This is a genomic window from Ensifer sp. R1-3 (assembly GCF_056739175.1).
This window is the reverse complement of sequence record NZ_CP096515.1, coordinates 2,357,939-2,372,887: the sequence shown is the minus strand read 5'-3', so window position 1 is coordinate 2,372,887 and position 14,949 is coordinate 2,357,939. Positions and strand designations below refer to the sequence as shown.

The window sequence follows — 14,949 nt, the reverse complement described above, 5'->3', positions numbered from 1 at the left end:
GTTTCAGGTCAAAATTCTTCCCAATTGTCCTGCGCGAGCGCATTGGCGCCGGATGTCTTGGCAAGCACTCTTTGAGTCGAATTGGAGTAGGCGGCACTGCGCGGCGCCTGTGCCGGACGATTTTCCGCGGGAGCAGCCGCACGCATCCGCTCGGCCGTACCGCGCAGCATTTCGGCCGAGGCTTGGGCCTGGGCAGCCTGCGGGGCGATCTGGAAACGGGCGACTAGCGCGCTGAGGGCGCGGGCCTCGTCGTTCAGCGCCATGCTGGCGGCAGTCGTCTCTTCCACCATGGCGGCGTTCTGCTGTGTCACCTGGTCCATCTGATTGACGGCGGAATTGATCTCCTTGAGGCCGACCGCCTGTTCCGAGGCGGAGCTGGAGATCTGGCGGATGAGCCCGTTGATCTGCACCACCTGCTCGGCGATCTTCTCGAGCGCGCCGCCGGCCTTGCCGACGAGGTCGACGCCCTCGCGAACCTGGCCCGCCGATGTATTGATCAGCGTCTTGATTTCCTTTGCGGCATTGGCGGAGCGCTGCGCGAGTTCGCGGACTTCCTGTGCGACGACCGCGAAGCCCTTGCCGGCGTCGCCGGCGCGGGCGGCCTCGACTCCGGCATTGAGTGCCAGAAGGTTGGTCTGAAAGGCGATTTCATCGATGACGCCGATGATCCGGCTGACTTCATGCGACGACTGCTCGATACCCTGCATGGCGGCGATCGCCTTCTGCACCACCTCGCCGGACTGTTCCGCGTCGCTGCTTGCGACCTCGACGGACTTCGCGGCGACCTTGGCGTTTTCGGCGCTGGCGTTCACCTGCGAGGTCAGTTCGTCAAGGGCGGCCGCGGTCTCCTCGAGGCTTGCTGCCTGCTGTTCGGTCCGATGCGACAGGTCGTTGGCGGCGCCCGAGATCTCGCTGGTGCCGCTGCCGATATTGACGACGGAGTGGTTGAGGGTGCGGATCGTCTCTTCAAGGCTCTCCATCGCCGCGTTGAAATCGCGCTTCAGCTGCGCGTATTCGCCGGGGAAGTCGCCGGTAAGGCGGAAGGCGAGGTCGCCGGCGGAGAGATGCGACAGGGCCTTGCCAAGGCGTGCGACGATGTCGCGCTGCAGCGCGCTGGCCTCGGTGCGTTCGTTTTCCGAACGTCCGCGTTCCAGTTCGGCCTGTTCTCTCTCGTGACGGGCCTCGCTTTCGAGCCGCCTGTTGTCGGCGAGCTGGTGACGGAAGCCCTCGAGCGACCTGGCGACGGCGCCTGTCTCGTCGGAGCGTTCCTGACCGGAAATCGGCCGGGTATATTCTCCGTTGCTGAGCGTCTCGACGTCGCCCACGAGTCCGGCAAGCGGCTTCTGGACGAAGCGGCGAACGGCGAAATAGAGGCCGGCGAGCACGGCGCCGAGGACGACCAGGCCGCCGACGATCATCATATAGGTCTGATCGCGAACCGGCGCATTGATGGCTGAGCGCGGAACATCGACCAGAACCAGCCACTGCGCGTTCACGTCGGGCAGGCTGAAAGGATAGACGACCCGGTCGAACGGTTCGTTGCCGTCGTAAGTCAGGTTCTCGATCATGCGGGGCGTGCCGGTGGAAAGGGCATCCTTCACCAATTCGGCGCCCTCGCCGTCATATTCCTTCATCAGCAGTTCGGGTATGGGTGCGGCGAGCCACTTGCCGCTCTGCGACAGCAGGTAAACCCGGCCGGAGCCGAAAGGCTTGACCGCCGCGAGACGGTCGGCGAGTGCGGCGAGCGAGATATCGACACCCGAGACTCCGATCATCCTGCCGTTCGACATGACGGGGTAGGCGATCGACGTCATCGTGGTCGGGACGTCGGTGCCCTCGGCGAGATATGGCTGGGTGATGGCGCCCTTGCCGCTCTTCGCGGCGAGGCCGTACCACTCGGCCGCATAATCGGCCTTGAAGGTCGAGAGCTGGATGTTTCCGTTGCGGTCCTTGGACCAATAGGGCGTGAACGCACCGTCGGCATTGCCGCCAAGTTCCGTGTTGTCGATGACGTCCTTTCCGTCATAGGCCTTGGGCTCTTCGGCGAACCAGCTGCCGAAGGCAAAGCCATGCTGCTCCAGGTTGGCCTTCAGGAGATTGATGGCGCCTGCGCGGTCGGTGGACTGCCCGGCATGGCCGCGCCCCAGAACGCCCGACATGGTCCGCGCGGCGGCGGCAAGTTCGCCGACGCTTCCCGCGATGTCGGACGCGATCGCCCGCGCTTCCGTCTTCGCGCCGTCGAAGACCAGCGTTTCCACACGGTCCTGCGTCTGGGAGATGAGCACGTAATTCGACGCGAGCAGCACGAGGGCGATCGTGCCTCCCGTCACCGCGATCAACTTTGTCGCCAGCGATCTGGCTTGGAACTTGAACATGAAATCCTCACGCACTGAGAGGTCCGCAGGTGTTGAACCCGCGGCGCGACATATTCGGAACTGTGGGTGAAGCTCCCTCATGGAGCGCCAGATGCCGACCGGCATGGAGGAGCGGCCGAACCGGAGTTGGCCTTCTCGCTGACCTGATTAGACGATCAAAGATTAAAATACGGCCAACGCCGAAGCTGATTCCGGTTCAGGCGGCAGGATTTGCGCGTCGGCGTTGCTGGCGGACGCTTATCTCTCCGTCGTCTAGAGCGTTTCAATATTTCATGGAAACACTGAAATACTCCAAGACTCCGAAACTAGGCACTTCCGGACGGAAAACCGCTACACACTTTTCCTGGAAGTGCCCTAGAGCCGGGCGGCGACCTCGGCGGCAAGCGGTATCGAGGGCTGCGCGCCGGGCTTGAGGCAGGCGAGCGATCCCGCAACCGCGGCGCGGCGGAGCGCCTCGGAGAAGGCGAGACCGGCGTCGAGGCCGGCGGCGAGATAGCCGCAGAACGTATCTCCGGCACCGACCGTATCGACGGGCTCGATCGTGAGCCCTTTCGCGCGGTGGAGTTCGCCTTCGTGAATCGCCACCACGCCCTCAGCACCAAGGGTTACGATCACGGTCTGGCGGGTCTCGGCGTGAAGCCCCTTCATAGCCTCTTCCCGCTCGGCGCCGGCGATGCCCGCTTTGCCGGCGAGCAGCTCGAACTCGGTCTCGTTGGCAATGACGATATCGGCCATGCGGCCGAGGCGCGCCGCATCCGGCGTCAGCGGCGCGATGTTGATGATCGATCGGATGCCCCGCCGTTTTGCTTCGGAGAGTGCCTTCTCCACCGAGGCGGAGGGAATTTCGAGCTGCAGCATCAGCGTGTCGCCGGCCGACATCTGCGCAACCACGTTCGCGGCGTCGTCCCCGCTTACGCGTGCATTGGCGCTGGCGACCACGACGATGACGTTTTCGCCGTCGCCGCCGACGATGATGTGCGCCGTTCCGGTCGGCTCGCCGACGGTCTTCGTCAGATCGAGATCGGTGCCGGCCTCCTTGAGCAGCGCCAGCGCGCCCTCGGCAAAGGCGTCGGAGCCAACGGCACCTGCCATGCGCACCGAGGCGCCGGCGCGGCGCGCCGCGAGCGCCTGGTTTGCGCCCTTGCCGCCCGCCGCAGTGGAAAAGTCCGTTCCGGCAACCGTTTCGCCGGGCTTCGGAAGGCGTGCGGTGGTGGCAATCAGGTCCATGTTGATGGACCCAAAAACAGTGATCATGTGGAGGCGTCCCGTCGGCTTGCTCTTTAGATTTCGCCTGTCGTCATCCCAAAACCGCTGCACGGTTTCGGGCGACACGCATTTGCCGGAGAGTGCCCGACGCCGTCAGTCCTCGTCAACCACTCTCAGCTTCAATTGCCCCATGCGCCCGTCCATCGGGCGCCCGCTGCCGTCGCCCGGCTTTTCGCCCTGTCTCGGATCGGCCTCGGCCTGCAGCTCGAGCGCCTCGATCTTGGCGCCCCGACGGGTCAGCTTGTCCGAGGAGATCAGGATGTCCTCGACATCCTTCTGGGTCATGGCGAAATGGCCCTGGAGCTTGCGTACGCGCTCGTCGAGACGCGAGAGGTCTTCCATCAGCCGTACGACTTCGCCCTGTATCAGGTGGGCCTGCTCGCGCATGCGGGCATCTTTCAGGATCGCCTGGATGACCTGGATCGAGAGAAGCAGAAGCGACGGAGAGACGATGACGATCCGCTGGCGGTGCGCCTTCTGGACGACCGCTTCGAAATGCTCGTGGATTTCGGCGAAGATCGATTCGGAGGGAACGAAGAGGAAGGCCGTATCCTGCGTCTCGCCCGGGAGCAGATATTTGCCGGCGATATCGCGGATATGCACCTCCATGTCGCGGCGGAATGCCTGCGCGGCCTGTTGCCGCCGTTCGGCGCTCGCCGCGTCCCTCATGGAATTCCAGGCCTCGAGCGGAAATTTCGCATCGATGACCAGCGGCGGCTGGCCGTTCGGCATGCGAATGGTACAGTCCGGCCGGGCGCCGTTGGAAAGCGTCGCCTGGAAGGCGAAGGCGCCCATCGGCAGGCCGTCCGCGACGATCGCCTCCATGCGCGACTGTCCGAAGGCGCCGCGCGTCTGCTTGTTGGCGAGGATGCTCTGCAGCCCGGCCATGTCCTTGGCGAGCGACTGGATGTTGTTCTGCGCGTTGTCGATTACCGCGAGCCGCTCCTGGAGCCGCCGCAGATTTTCGTGCGTCGCCTTCGTCTGCTCGCTGATCGAGGCGCCAATGCGGTGCGTCATTCCGTCGATGCGCTGGCTGAGCGACTGGTTCAGTTCCGCCTGCCGGGCGCCCAAGACCTCGGTCATGGCGGCGATGCGTCCCTGCATCTCCGTCTGCGCTGCAATGAGCGCCGACATTTGCTCTTCGCGGCCGGTCGCGCGAGCCGAACGGGCGCGCCGCACCATGATGGCCGAGAACAGCACCACGAGAAGGGCGGCGGTTGTGACGAGGTGGCCGGCCGTGACGGGCAGGGTGCCGATGAGGAACAGCGGCTGATCGAAGGAAAAGGGGACGGGCTCCATGGCCGCAGACTAACAGATTCGCGTGCGAAAACCAGATCAAAACGAGAACATGCATTTCCGCTCCCCGGTCGCCCCCGTTTGGAGCACAACGGGTTTCTCGATGGCAATTTTCTTGCGCGTCGACGGAAAGATCGGCTATGGGGATCGACATGACGATCAAGCCGCTCATCATTCTTCCCGATCCGGTTCTGCGCCAGGTGTCGACACCGGTGGAGACCATTGACGCCGATATTCGCCGGCTCGCCGACGATATGCTGGAAACCATGTACGACGCGCCGGGCATCGGTCTCGCCGCGATACAGATCGGCGTGCCGAAGCGCCTCCTGGTTCTCGACGTGACGAAGGAGGGCGAGGAGAAGCAGCCGCTCGTCTTCATCAATCCGAAGGTCGTCCGCTCGTCCGAGGAGCGTTCGGTCTATGAGGAAGGCTGCCTTTCGATCCCCGACTACTACGCCGAGGTCGAGCGACCCGCCGCGATCACGGTCGAGTATGTCGATCGCGAGGGCAAGGAACAGGCGGTCGAGGCCGAGGGCCTGCTCGCCACCTGCCTGCAGCACGAGATCGACCATCTGAACGGCGTCCTGTTCATCGATTACATCTCAAAGCTCAAGCGCGATATGGTGATTCGCAGGTTCACCAAGGCGGCCAAGACGCGCGGCGCAAAGGCGATCTAGCGTCGCGGCCGCATTCAAGCTGGAGCCGCCGCCCGCTTACGGGCAATCGAAAGAGACGGAGGCCGCCACTTGCCGCTTCGCATGATCTTCATGGGCACACCGGAATTTTCCGTGCCGACGCTCCTGGCGCTCGCCGGGGCGGGTCACGAGATCGCCGCCGTTTACACGCAGCCGCCGCGGCCGGGCGGCCGGCGCGGCCTCGACCTGCAGAAGTCCCCCGTGCATCAGGCTGCCGAGCGGCTGGGCATACCGGTGTTGACGCCCGCCAATTTCAAGGATGCCGCGGACCGCCAGACCTTTCGGGATTTCGGTGCGGACGTGGCGGTCGTCGTCGCCTACGGGCTGCTGCTGCCGGAGGAAATACTCTCCGGCACCCGCTACGGCTGCTATAACGGCCATGCCTCGCTCCTGCCGCGCTGGCGGGGGGCGGCGCCGATCCAGCGGGCGATCATGGCCGGCGACCGCGAGACCGGCATGATGGTGATGAAAATGGACAAGGGGCTCGATACCGGTCCCGTCGCTCTCGCGCAGTCGGTTCCGATCGATGAGATGGTGACGGCCGGCGAATTGCACGACCGGCTGATGCAGGTCGGAGCTGTGCTGATGACGGAGGCGATGGCCAGGCTCGAGGCCGGTGAGCTTCCGCTCGCGCCGCAGGCGCAAGAGGGCGTCGCCTATGCCGCCAAGATATCGAAGGAAGAGACCCGGATCGATTTCTCCCGGCCGGCGGCCGAGGTGCACAACCATATCCGCGGCCTCTCGCCCTTTCCCGGCGCCTGGTTCGAACTCGATATTGCCGGCCGTCGCGAACGCGTCAAGGTGCTGGCCTCCGAGATGTCGGAAGGGGAAGGTGCTCCCGGAGAAGTGCTTGATCACACTCTCAGGATCGCTTGCGGAGAGGGCGCGGTGCGGCTGACGAGATTGCAGCGCGCGGGCGGCAAAGCGCTCGACGCGGCCGATTTCCTGCGCGGCACGCCCATCGCTGCCGGCGCGAGGATCGCCTGATGCCCCGCTATCGCCTGACTGTCGAATATGACGGTTCCGATTACGTCGGCTGGCAGAGGCAGGACAACGGTCCCTCAGTCCAGGGCGCAATCGAGAAGGCGGTCCTGTCGCTGACCCGCGAGACGGCCTCGATCCGCGGCGCCGGGCGCACCGATTCCGGCGTTCATGCCAGAGGTCAGGTGGCGCATCTCGATCTCACGCGCGAGTGGAAGTCGTACACGCTGCAAAACGCCCTCAACGCGCATCTGGCGCTTGCCGGCGAGCGGGTCTCGATCCTCGATGTCGCGGAAGCCCCCGGCGATTTCGACGCCCGTTTCTCGGCAATCCGCAGGCATTATCTCTATCGGATCATTTCCCGCCGTTCGCCGCTGGCGCTGGAGGCGCGGCGCGCCTGGTGGGTGCCGAAGCCGCTCGATCACGACGCCATGCACGAGGCGGCGCAGCGCCTCGTCGGCCATCACGATTTCACCACCTTCCGCTCGGCCCACTGTCAGGCGACGAGCCCCTTGCGCACGCTCGACCGGCTGGACGTGACCCGTGCGGGCGAGCTCATCGAAATCCGCGCCACGGCGCAAAGCTTTCTTCACAACCAGATCCGTTCCTTCGCAGGCTCCCTGAAGCTCGTTGGCGAGGGCAAATGGACGCCGGACGACCTGCAGGCGGCACTGAAGGCGCGGGACCGCAAGGCGTGCGGCCCTGTCGCCCCGCCGGACGGACTTTATTTCATACGGGTGGATTACTGAGCTGGAAACAGCAGCCCCTCATCCGGCCTGCCGGCCACCTTCTCCCCGCACGCGGGGCGAAGGAGACTCGCGGCGCTCGCTCGATTCGTGCCGCTTGTCCCTTCTCCCCGCTTGCGGGGAGAAGGTGCCGGCAGGCGGATGAGGGGCTGCCGCAGATCCGCCGCCATTCAGCCCGGCATCAGGCCGAGCAGGCGCTGCAGGAACTGCATGATCATCAGCGGTGACAGCAGAAAGATCGCGGCAAGGGCGGCGGCGAGCAGGTTCTGCTTGGCGGTAACGGTCCGCAAAAGGCGGAAGAGCAGCGCGGAGCTGGCGACGAGCAGCAGAAGCCACAGCAGGGCTGCCATCCCGGCGCTGCCGGGTATGACCAGCAGCAACGCGGCCGGCACTGCCATGGCATAGGTCAGCGGGACCTGGAGCCAATTGGTCGTGACGATCACCGGCACCACCAGGACGGAAAAGCCGAGCGGGCGCGAGAGGACGGCGATCAGCACGATCGGCAGCAGCCAGCTTACGAGATCGACGGCGAGAAGCTTCCCGAAGAAGCCGATGCCGACTGTCGTACCGGTCGGCATCACCGAGAGATAATAGAGCCGCCACGAGGCCCAGCCCACGGCCAGCGCCGGCAGCGTCCAGAGGATCGCCGTGAAGGAGCGCCACAACCCGCTCTCGCTGATATCCAGCCAGCGATAGCCTTCAAGGTTGCCCTGGATCAGCAGCCACAGCCCCTTGATATAGACAAGGACTTCCTCAAGCAGCGGCATGACCGAACCAGCGGGCGATGAAGGTTTCGTATATCCCGGTCAGGGTTTCGAGATCGGCAAGGGCGACGCGTTCGTCGACCATGTGCATGGTCTTGCCGACGAGGCCGAATTCGACGACCGGGCAATAGTCCTTGATGAAACGCGCGTCCGATGTACCGCCGGTGGTCGACAGCTGCGGCTGCCGCCCGGTGACGGCCTCCACGGCACCCGAAAGCGAATCGATGAGCGCGTTGTTGCGCGTCAGGAAGACGTGGCTCGGACGCTCGTTCCAGACGATCTCGTATCTGGCCGGAGCCCGGCCGGGCCTCAGCGCGCTACCGGCTGCTGCGCGGTCGAGACGCGCCACGATCTCCGCCATCAGGCTTTCGGCCGTCCAGCGGTCGTTGAAACGGATGTTGAAGGCGGCGCTCGCCTTGGCGGGAATGACGTTTACTGCGGTATTGCCGACATCGATGGTCGTGACCTCGAGGTTCGAAGGCTGGAAATTTTCGGTGCCGTCGTCGAAGGGCGGGTCCATCAGGGCCTGTGCGATCTGCAGGATGCTGCGCACCGGATTGTCCGCAAGATGCGGATAGGCGGCGTGGCCCTGGACGCCATGAACGGTGATCCGGCCGGAGAGCGACCCGCGCCGGCCGATCTTGATCATGTCGCCGATGCAGTCCGGATTGGTCGGCTCGCCGACGAGACAGGCGTCCCAGCGCTCGCCCCTTGCCGCCGCCCATTCGAGGAGCTTCACCGTGCCGTTGATCGCCGGGCCTTCCTCGTCGCCGGTGATGAGGAAGGAGATCGAGCCCTTGGGCGCGCCATGCTTCTCGATGTGACGGGCGACTGCCGCCACGAAACAGGCGATGCCGCCCTTCATGTCGACGGCGCCGCGTCCGTACATTTCGCCTTCGGCGATCGCGGCGGAGAAGGGCGGTCGGCTCCAGGCCGCCTCGTCGCCGACCGGCACCACATCGGTGTGGCCTGCGAACATCAGATGCGGTCCTTCGCCCCCGATCCGGGCGTAAAGGTTCTCGATGTCGGGCGTTCCGGGTTCCTTCGCCACGACCCGGTCGACCTTGAAGCCGACCCGAGCAAGCATGGCTTCAAGAGCCGCGAGCGCGCCTCCCTCGGCGGGTGTGACGGAGGGGCAGCGAATGAGGGCAGCGAGATTGGAGACGGGATCGGTCGGGAACATGGAAGGTATGCCTGCGAAGCCGGTGGGCCAAGAAACGGTAGTCCGGTAACAGAGATTGCCGGTTTATCCGATCAGCCACCCGCTGTCACGTCCGATGAACCGGGCGGATTTCGCAGGGCGGCTGGAAAGAGAACGGGCCGGACAGATGTCCGGCCCGCCATCGACCCCGTTCGGGGGCAGGGAAGGCTACTCGCCGGGGGCGAGATGCGGGGCTTCTATATGCGCTCCGGTGTGCTTCAGCGGCTTTTCGCCGGAAAGCTTGCGGATGAGCACATAGAAGACGGGCGTCATGAAGATGCCGAAGGCCGTGACGCCGATCATGCCGGCAAAGACCGCCACGCCCATGGCGGAGCGCATTTCCGCGCCGGCGCCGGTGGAGGTGACGAGCGGCACGACACCCATGATGAAGGCCATCGAGGTCATCAGGATCGGCCTGAGCCGGAGCCGGCTCGCCTCGATCGCCGCACTGACGGCATTGCTGCCGGACAGTTCCAGTTCGCGGGCGAATTCGACGATCAGGATCGCGTTCTTTGCCGACAGACCCACCAGAACGATTAGGCCGATCTGGGTGAAGACGTTGTTGTCGCCGCCGGTCAGCCAGACGCCCGTCAGCGCCGCCATGATGCCCATCGGCACGATCAGGATGATCGCGATCGGCAGCAGCAGGCTCTCATACTGGGCCGCAAGCACGAGATAGACGAGCAGCAGCGCCAGCGGGAAGACGAGGATGCCAGAATTGCCGGCGAGGATTTGCTGGTAGGTCAGGTCCGTCCACTCGTATGAAATGCCGGGCGGCAGAGTCTCGGCCGCAATCCGCTCGATGGCCGCCTGCGCCTGACCGGAAGAGAAGCCGGGTGCCGGTCCGCCATTGATATCGGCGGCGAGGAAGCCGTTGTAGCGGATGGCCCGCTCGGCGCCGACCGTCTGCTCGACGTTGAGCAGGGCCGACAGCGGGATCATCTCGCCCGTCTGCGAACGCACCTTCAGCTTGCCGATGTCGTCGGCGTGGCTGCGATAGCTCGCATCGGCCTGGATGCGCACGCTGTAGGTGCGGCCGAAAGCGTTGAAGTCGTTGACGTAGAGCGAGCCAAGATAGATCTGCAGCGTCTCGAACACGTCCGTGACCGCGACGCCGAGCTGACGGGCCTTGGTGCGGTCGAGGTCGGCATAGAGCTGCGGCACGTTGATCTGGAAGCTCGAATAGAGCCCGGCGAGTTCCGGTGCCGCCATCGCCTTGGCGAGGACGGCCTTGGTCGCATCGTCCAGCGTCCGGTAGCCGAGGCCGTTCCTGTCCTCGATCTGCAGCTTGAAGCCGCCGGTCGTGCCGAGACCCTGGACGGGCGGTGGCGGGAACATGGCGATGAAGGCATCCTGTATCGCCCCGAACTCCTGGTTCAACTGCATGGCGATGGCGCCGCCCGAAAGTTCGGGCGTCGTACGCTCCTCGAACGGCTTCAGCGACACGAAGACGATGCCGGAGTTGGACGAATTGGTGAAGCCGTTGATCGATAGGCCCGGGAAGGCGATGGCGTGTTCGACGCCCGGGTGCTTGAGGGCGATCTCGCTCATGCGCCGGATGACATCTTCCGAGCGATCGAGCGTCGCCGCGTCCGGCAGCTGCGCAAAGCCGATGAGGTATTGCTTGTCCTGCGCCGGCACGAAGCCGCCGGGCACCGCGCGGAAGAGCACGAAGGTGACGCCGAGGAGGACGACATAGACGCCCATGACCAGCGACTTGCGGGTGAGGATGCCGCCGACGCCGCGGCCATAGGCCTCCGAACTCGCTCCGAAGAAGCGGTTGAAGCCGCGGAAGAACCAGCCGAACAACCCATCCATGACCCGCGTCAGCCGGTCCTTCGGGGCGTGGTGGTCCTTCAGGAGAAGGGCGGCGAGCGCCGGCGAGAGCGTCAGCGAGTTGAGGGCCGAAATCACGGTCGAAATCGCGATGGTCAGCGCGAACTGGCGGTAGAACTGGCCGGTGAGCCCGGTGATGAAGGCGAGCGGCACGAAGACCGCGACGAGGACCAGCGCGATCGCGATGATCGGACCAGAGACCTCCTGCATGGCGCGATAGGTCGCCTGCACCGGTGAGAGGCCCTGGGAGATATTGCGTTCGACGTTCTCCACGACGACGATGGCGTCGTCGACGACGATGCCGATCGCCAGCACCAGACCGAAGAGGCTGAGCGCGTTGATCGAGAAGCCGAAGACATACATCACGGCGAAGGTACCGACGATCGAGACGGGCACGGCGACGAGCGGGATGATCGAGGCGCGCCAGGTCTGCAGGAAGACGATGACGACGACGACCACGAGCGCGATGGCTTCGAGCAGCGTGTGGATGACCGATTCGATCGACGCCCGGACGAACTGCGTCGTGTCGTAGACGATCTCGTAATCGACGCCATCAGGCATGGTCTGCTTCAGCTCGGCCATGACCTTGTGGACGTTTTCGGAGATCTGGATGGCGTTCGAGCCGGGCGCCTGGAACACGCCCATGCCGACGGCGGCCTTGTTGTCGAGAAGCGAGCGCAGCGAGTAGTCAGCGGCTCCCATTTCGACGCGGGCGACGTCGCCCAGGCGCGTGATCTCCCCGCTCTCGCCCGATTTGACGACGATGTCGGCAAAATCCTCGGGTGTCTTGAGGCGGCCCTGAGCGTTGACGGAGAGTTGCAGGTCCAGGCCGGGAACCGACGGCGAAGCGCCGATGACGCCGGCGGCTGCCTGGACGTTCTGCCCGCGGACGGCATTGGCGATGTCGCTCGCGGCAAGCCCGCGCTCTGCGGCCTTTTCGGGGTCGATCCAGACGCGCATGGAATAGTCGCCGCCGCCGAAGATCTGCACCTGGCCGACACCATCTACGCGCGCCAGCCGGTCCTTGACGTTCAGGACGCCGTAGTTGCGCAGATAGTTGATGTCGTATTGCCCGTTGGGTGAAATCAGGTGCACGACGAGCGTCAGGTCGGGCGAGCTCTTGACGGTGGTGACGCCGAGCCGGCGCACCTCTTCCGGCAGCCGCGGCTCGGCCTGCGAGACGCGGTTCTGCACCAGCTGCTGGGCCTGATCCGGATCGGTTCCGAGCTCGAAGGTGACGGTCAGCGTCATCAGGCCATCGGCGGTCGCCTGGCTCTGCATGTAGAGCATGCCCTCGACGCCGTTGATCTGCTCTTCGAGCGGTGTGGCGACGGTTTCGGCGATGACGGCCGGGTTGGCGCCCGGATATTGCGCCCTGACGACGATCTGCGGCGGCACGACTTCCGGATATTCGGAAATCGGCAGGCCGGTCATGCCGATCAGGCCCGCGACGAAGATGATCACGGAAAGAACGCCCGCGAAGACCGGGCGGTCGACGAAGAAGCGTGAGAAATTCATGGCATCCCCCTTGGGAACTTCAGGCAAGCGGAGCGCGTCTGCGGCGAAGACTTATCGCCGCGAGCACCGATGCATGCCGTTGAATGTCTTTTCGGCGCCCTGCTATGGTCCGTCAGGGCGCAACTTGGCTATGGCTTGGCGATCGAAGCGGTCGCCTGCTCGGCCTGCGGGGCGACGACGACGCCGGGGCGTACGCGCTGCAGACCGTTGACGATGATGCTCTCGCCGGGCTTCAGCCCGTTTTCCACGATCCGGAGACCATCGGCGACGGGCCCGAGAGTGACCTGGCGGTACTCCACCTTGTTGTCCGCCCCGACGACCAGGACGAATTTCTTGTCCTGATCCGAACTGACCGCACGGTCGCTGATCACCAGCTTTTCCTCAGGCTGCGGATCGCCGATCCGAATGCGCACGAACTGACCCGGGATCAGGCGCCCATCGGCATTGGTGAGTTCCGCCCGCACGCGAATGGTGCCGGTTGCCGCGTCCACCTCGTTGTTGATGAGCTGGATATGGCCGGTGATCGGAGTCCCCTCGTCGGCGGAGGTGCCGATTTCGACGGGGATGCGTTCGATCGCATCGATGCTGCCGGCCGAGGCCGAGAGCTTTGCGAGCGCGGCGGCAACGACCTCCTCGCTGACGTTGAAGCTCGCATAGATCGGGTCCACGGACACGAGCGTCGTCAGGACCGGCGAGGCGGTGCCGGCGGTAACAAGATTGCCCGCCGTCACGTTGAGCCTGCCGACGCGACCGCTGATCGGCGCGCGCACTTCGGTGTATTCCAGGTCGAGTTTGGCGGTGTGCAGCGCGGCCTTCGCCGAGCGGAGGTTCGCCCGCGCCTCGTCGTAGACGCTGAGCCTTTGATCGACTCCGCTCTGCGGGATAGCGCTGGTGGTCACCAGCTTGCGGCCGCGTTCGAGCTCGGTTCTGGCGAGCGCGACGCGCGCTTCGGCTGCGGCAACCTGCGCTTCGGCGCGCTCGACTGCCGCGGCGAAGGGCTCGGGATCGATGGTGACGAGCAGGTCGCCCTTTTCGACCAGCGCCCCTTCGCGGAAGTGGGCGCTCAGGATCGCGCCGCCGACGCGAGGACGGATCTCGACGCGCTCGATCGCTTCGAGACGGCCGGAGAAGCTCTCCCACGTGGTGATCCGGCGCGATTCGGCCTTGGCGACGGAGACCGGCACGGCCGGCGGCGCCGCTGCGGCGGGCGCTTCGGTCGCGGCATCCGCCTGGAAGCGCTGAGGCAGTCCGAAGAAGACGGCTGCGCCGCCGCCGACGGACAAAAGGATGCTCAAGCCGGCGCCCCACAGGACCCGGCGGGTTACTGTCGATGTCATGTTTTCTCCTCGCCGGTTGGGAGCCCGGCTCTGTGCTTACTGTTTTATTTGTTACTCTTTGGCCGGCTTCGCTCCCGCCTGCTTGAAGAAGCGGGAGAAGATGCCGGATATGATTTCTTCATGCGATGGCCAGGTCTCCTGCGCCGCGCCGCCGACAGGCAGCCATGAGGCGCGCCCGGGCAGCACATGGGTTTCCACCGGAACGCCGGCCTTGCGGAGACGCTCGGCATAGGCTTCCGCCTCGTCGCGCATCGGACACTCCTCGCTGGTGACGACGAGGGCCGGAACGAGACCGCCGAGACGGCTGCAATGGCCCGGCGCCGCATAGGGATGCGTGAGCCCGCTGCGCTCGCCGAGATATTGTTGCCAGCCTTCGGCGATGGATTGCACCGAACTCTGCGGACAGAACTTGCGAAACGAAGCCGTTGCCAGGCACGGGTCGAGCAGGGGCGACAGCAGGATCTGGCCTTTGAGGTCGGTCAGGAACTGATCGCGCGCCATCAGCGCCAGGCCGGCCGCAAGATTGCCGCCCGCCTCTTCGCCGGCGACGAACAGCATCGACTTCTTGTGCGCGAACTGCGGACAGCGGCTGCGCATGGATGAAAGCATCGCATAGGCGCAGTCGAGTGCCGCCGGAAACGGGTTCATGCACGCGGAAGGATATTCCGGCGAGATGACGACCGCGCCCGCGGCCGCCAAGGCATTGGCCACTTTTTCGCCCGCTGCGACCGAATCGCCGACGAAGCCGCCACCATGGAGATGCAGCACGATCGGCGGCGGCGCGAGCAGCGATGCGCCGCGGTAGACACGCGCGCGGCACGAGCCTTTGCTCGTCTGCATCGTCTCTTCCGTAAATTGCGCGTTCATCTCTCTTGTCTCCGCCACGGGTGAATCCCTAGATGAGGGACAACTCGCGATGTTTGCAGCATATCAT

General features: G+C 65.1%; 11 protein-coding genes. 3 read left to right on the top strand and 8 right to left on the bottom strand.

The window, feature by feature from the left end; all coding sequences use genetic code 11:
- Positions 1-8: 8 nt before the first annotated feature.
- The 3 genes from M1D43_RS11420 to M1D43_RS11410 form a co-directional block, all read right to left on the bottom strand.
- Positions 9-2,375 (bottom strand): methyl-accepting chemotaxis protein, encoded by a 2,367-nt coding sequence (locus tag M1D43_RS11420; RefSeq protein WP_153315006.1) that lies wholly within the window; start codon positions 2,373-2,375, stop codon positions 9-11.
- A 354-nt stretch (positions 2,376-2,729) separates the two neighbouring features.
- Positions 2,730-3,629: a ribokinase gene (locus M1D43_RS11415; protein ID WP_028011192.1), complete on the bottom strand. Its 900-nt coding sequence runs from the start codon at positions 3,627-3,629 to the stop codon at positions 2,730-2,732.
- A gap of 105 nt (positions 3,630-3,734) precedes the next feature.
- Positions 3,735-4,940 carry a DNA recombination protein RmuC gene (locus tag M1D43_RS11410; protein WP_013843854.1) on the bottom strand — a complete coding sequence of 402 codons (1,206 nt, stop codon included), beginning with the start codon at positions 4,938-4,940 and terminating at the stop codon, positions 3,735-3,737.
- Positions 4,941-5,089: 149 nt separating this feature from the next.
- Between M1D43_RS11410 and def the strand changes: the two genes are divergently transcribed.
- From def to truA, 3 genes are all read left to right on the top strand, one after another.
- Positions 5,090-5,614 (top strand): peptide deformylase, encoded by a 525-nt coding sequence (gene def / locus M1D43_RS11405; protein WP_003527648.1) that lies wholly within the window; start codon positions 5,090-5,092, stop codon positions 5,612-5,614.
- Between the two features lie 69 nt (positions 5,615-5,683).
- Positions 5,684-6,619 carry a methionyl-tRNA formyltransferase gene (gene fmt / locus M1D43_RS11400; RefSeq protein WP_127598352.1) on the top strand — a complete coding sequence of 312 codons (936 nt, stop codon included), beginning with the start codon at positions 5,684-5,686 and terminating at the stop codon, positions 6,617-6,619.
- Positions 6,619-7,362 carry a tRNA pseudouridine(38-40) synthase TruA gene (gene truA / locus M1D43_RS11395; RefSeq protein WP_153315008.1) on the top strand — a complete coding sequence of 248 codons (744 nt, stop codon included), beginning with the start codon at positions 6,619-6,621 and terminating at the stop codon, positions 7,360-7,362. The genes fmt and truA overlap by 1 nt, the downstream gene beginning before the upstream one ends.
- Before the next feature lie 167 nt (positions 7,363-7,529).
- On the opposite strand, the gene M1D43_RS11390 is transcribed toward truA, so the two are convergent.
- The 5 genes from M1D43_RS11390 to M1D43_RS11370 form a co-directional block, all read right to left on the bottom strand.
- Positions 7,530-8,126, bottom strand: a complete 597-nt coding sequence (locus M1D43_RS11390) for a hypothetical protein (RefSeq protein WP_003527641.1) — start codon at positions 8,124-8,126, stop codon at positions 7,530-7,532.
- Positions 8,113-9,306, bottom strand: coding sequence for a succinyl-diaminopimelate desuccinylase (gene dapE, locus M1D43_RS11385; protein WP_498813964.1), 1,194 nt, complete (start codon positions 9,304-9,306; stop codon positions 8,113-8,115). Before dapE ends, M1D43_RS11390 begins: the two co-directional genes overlap by 14 nt.
- A 186-nt stretch (positions 9,307-9,492) precedes the next feature.
- Positions 9,493-12,678 carry an efflux RND transporter permease subunit gene (locus tag M1D43_RS11380; RefSeq protein WP_003527637.1) on the bottom strand — a complete coding sequence of 1,062 codons (3,186 nt, stop codon included), beginning with the start codon at positions 12,676-12,678 and terminating at the stop codon, positions 9,493-9,495.
- A 128-nt stretch (positions 12,679-12,806) separates the two neighbouring features.
- Positions 12,807-14,015 carry an efflux RND transporter periplasmic adaptor subunit gene (locus M1D43_RS11375; protein WP_003527635.1) on the bottom strand — a complete coding sequence of 403 codons (1,209 nt, stop codon included), beginning with the start codon at positions 14,013-14,015 and terminating at the stop codon, positions 12,807-12,809.
- 51 nt (positions 14,016-14,066) lie between these two features.
- Positions 14,067-14,882 (bottom strand): alpha/beta hydrolase, encoded by an 816-nt coding sequence (locus M1D43_RS11370; RefSeq protein ID WP_003527633.1) that lies wholly within the window; start codon positions 14,880-14,882, stop codon positions 14,067-14,069.
- Positions 14,883-14,949 lie beyond the last annotated feature (67 nt).

Coding starts and splice junctions, on each gene's coding strand:
- truA (WP_153315008.1), top strand. CDS start 6,619: ATGCCCCGCTATCGCCTGACTGTCGAATATGACGGTTCCGATTACGTC.
- M1D43_RS11390 (WP_003527641.1), bottom strand. CDS start 8,126: ATGCCGCTGCTTGAGGAAGTCCTTGTCTATATCAAGGGGCTGTGGCTG.
- dapE (WP_498813964.1), bottom strand. CDS start 9,306: ATGTTCCCGACCGATCCCGTCTCCAATCTCGCTGCCCTCATTCGCTGC.
- M1D43_RS11380 (WP_003527637.1), bottom strand. CDS start 12,678: ATGAATTTCTCACGCTTCTTCGTCGACCGCCCGGTCTTCGCGGGCGTT.
- M1D43_RS11370 (WP_003527633.1), bottom strand. CDS start 14,882: ATGAACGCGCAATTTACGGAAGAGACGATGCAGACGAGCAAAGGCTCG.
- def (WP_003527648.1), top strand. CDS start 5,090: ATGACGATCAAGCCGCTCATCATTCTTCCCGATCCGGTTCTGCGCCAG.
- M1D43_RS11420 (WP_153315006.1), bottom strand. CDS start 2,375: ATGTTCAAGTTCCAAGCCAGATCGCTGGCGACAAAGTTGATCGCGGTG.
- M1D43_RS11410 (WP_013843854.1), bottom strand. CDS start 4,940: ATGGAGCCCGTCCCCTTTTCCTTCGATCAGCCGCTGTTCCTCATCGGC.
- M1D43_RS11375 (WP_003527635.1), bottom strand. CDS start 14,015: ATGACATCGACAGTAACCCGCCGGGTCCTGTGGGGCGCCGGCTTGAGC.
- M1D43_RS11415 (WP_028011192.1), bottom strand. CDS start 3,629: ATGATCACTGTTTTTGGGTCCATCAACATGGACCTGATTGCCACCACC.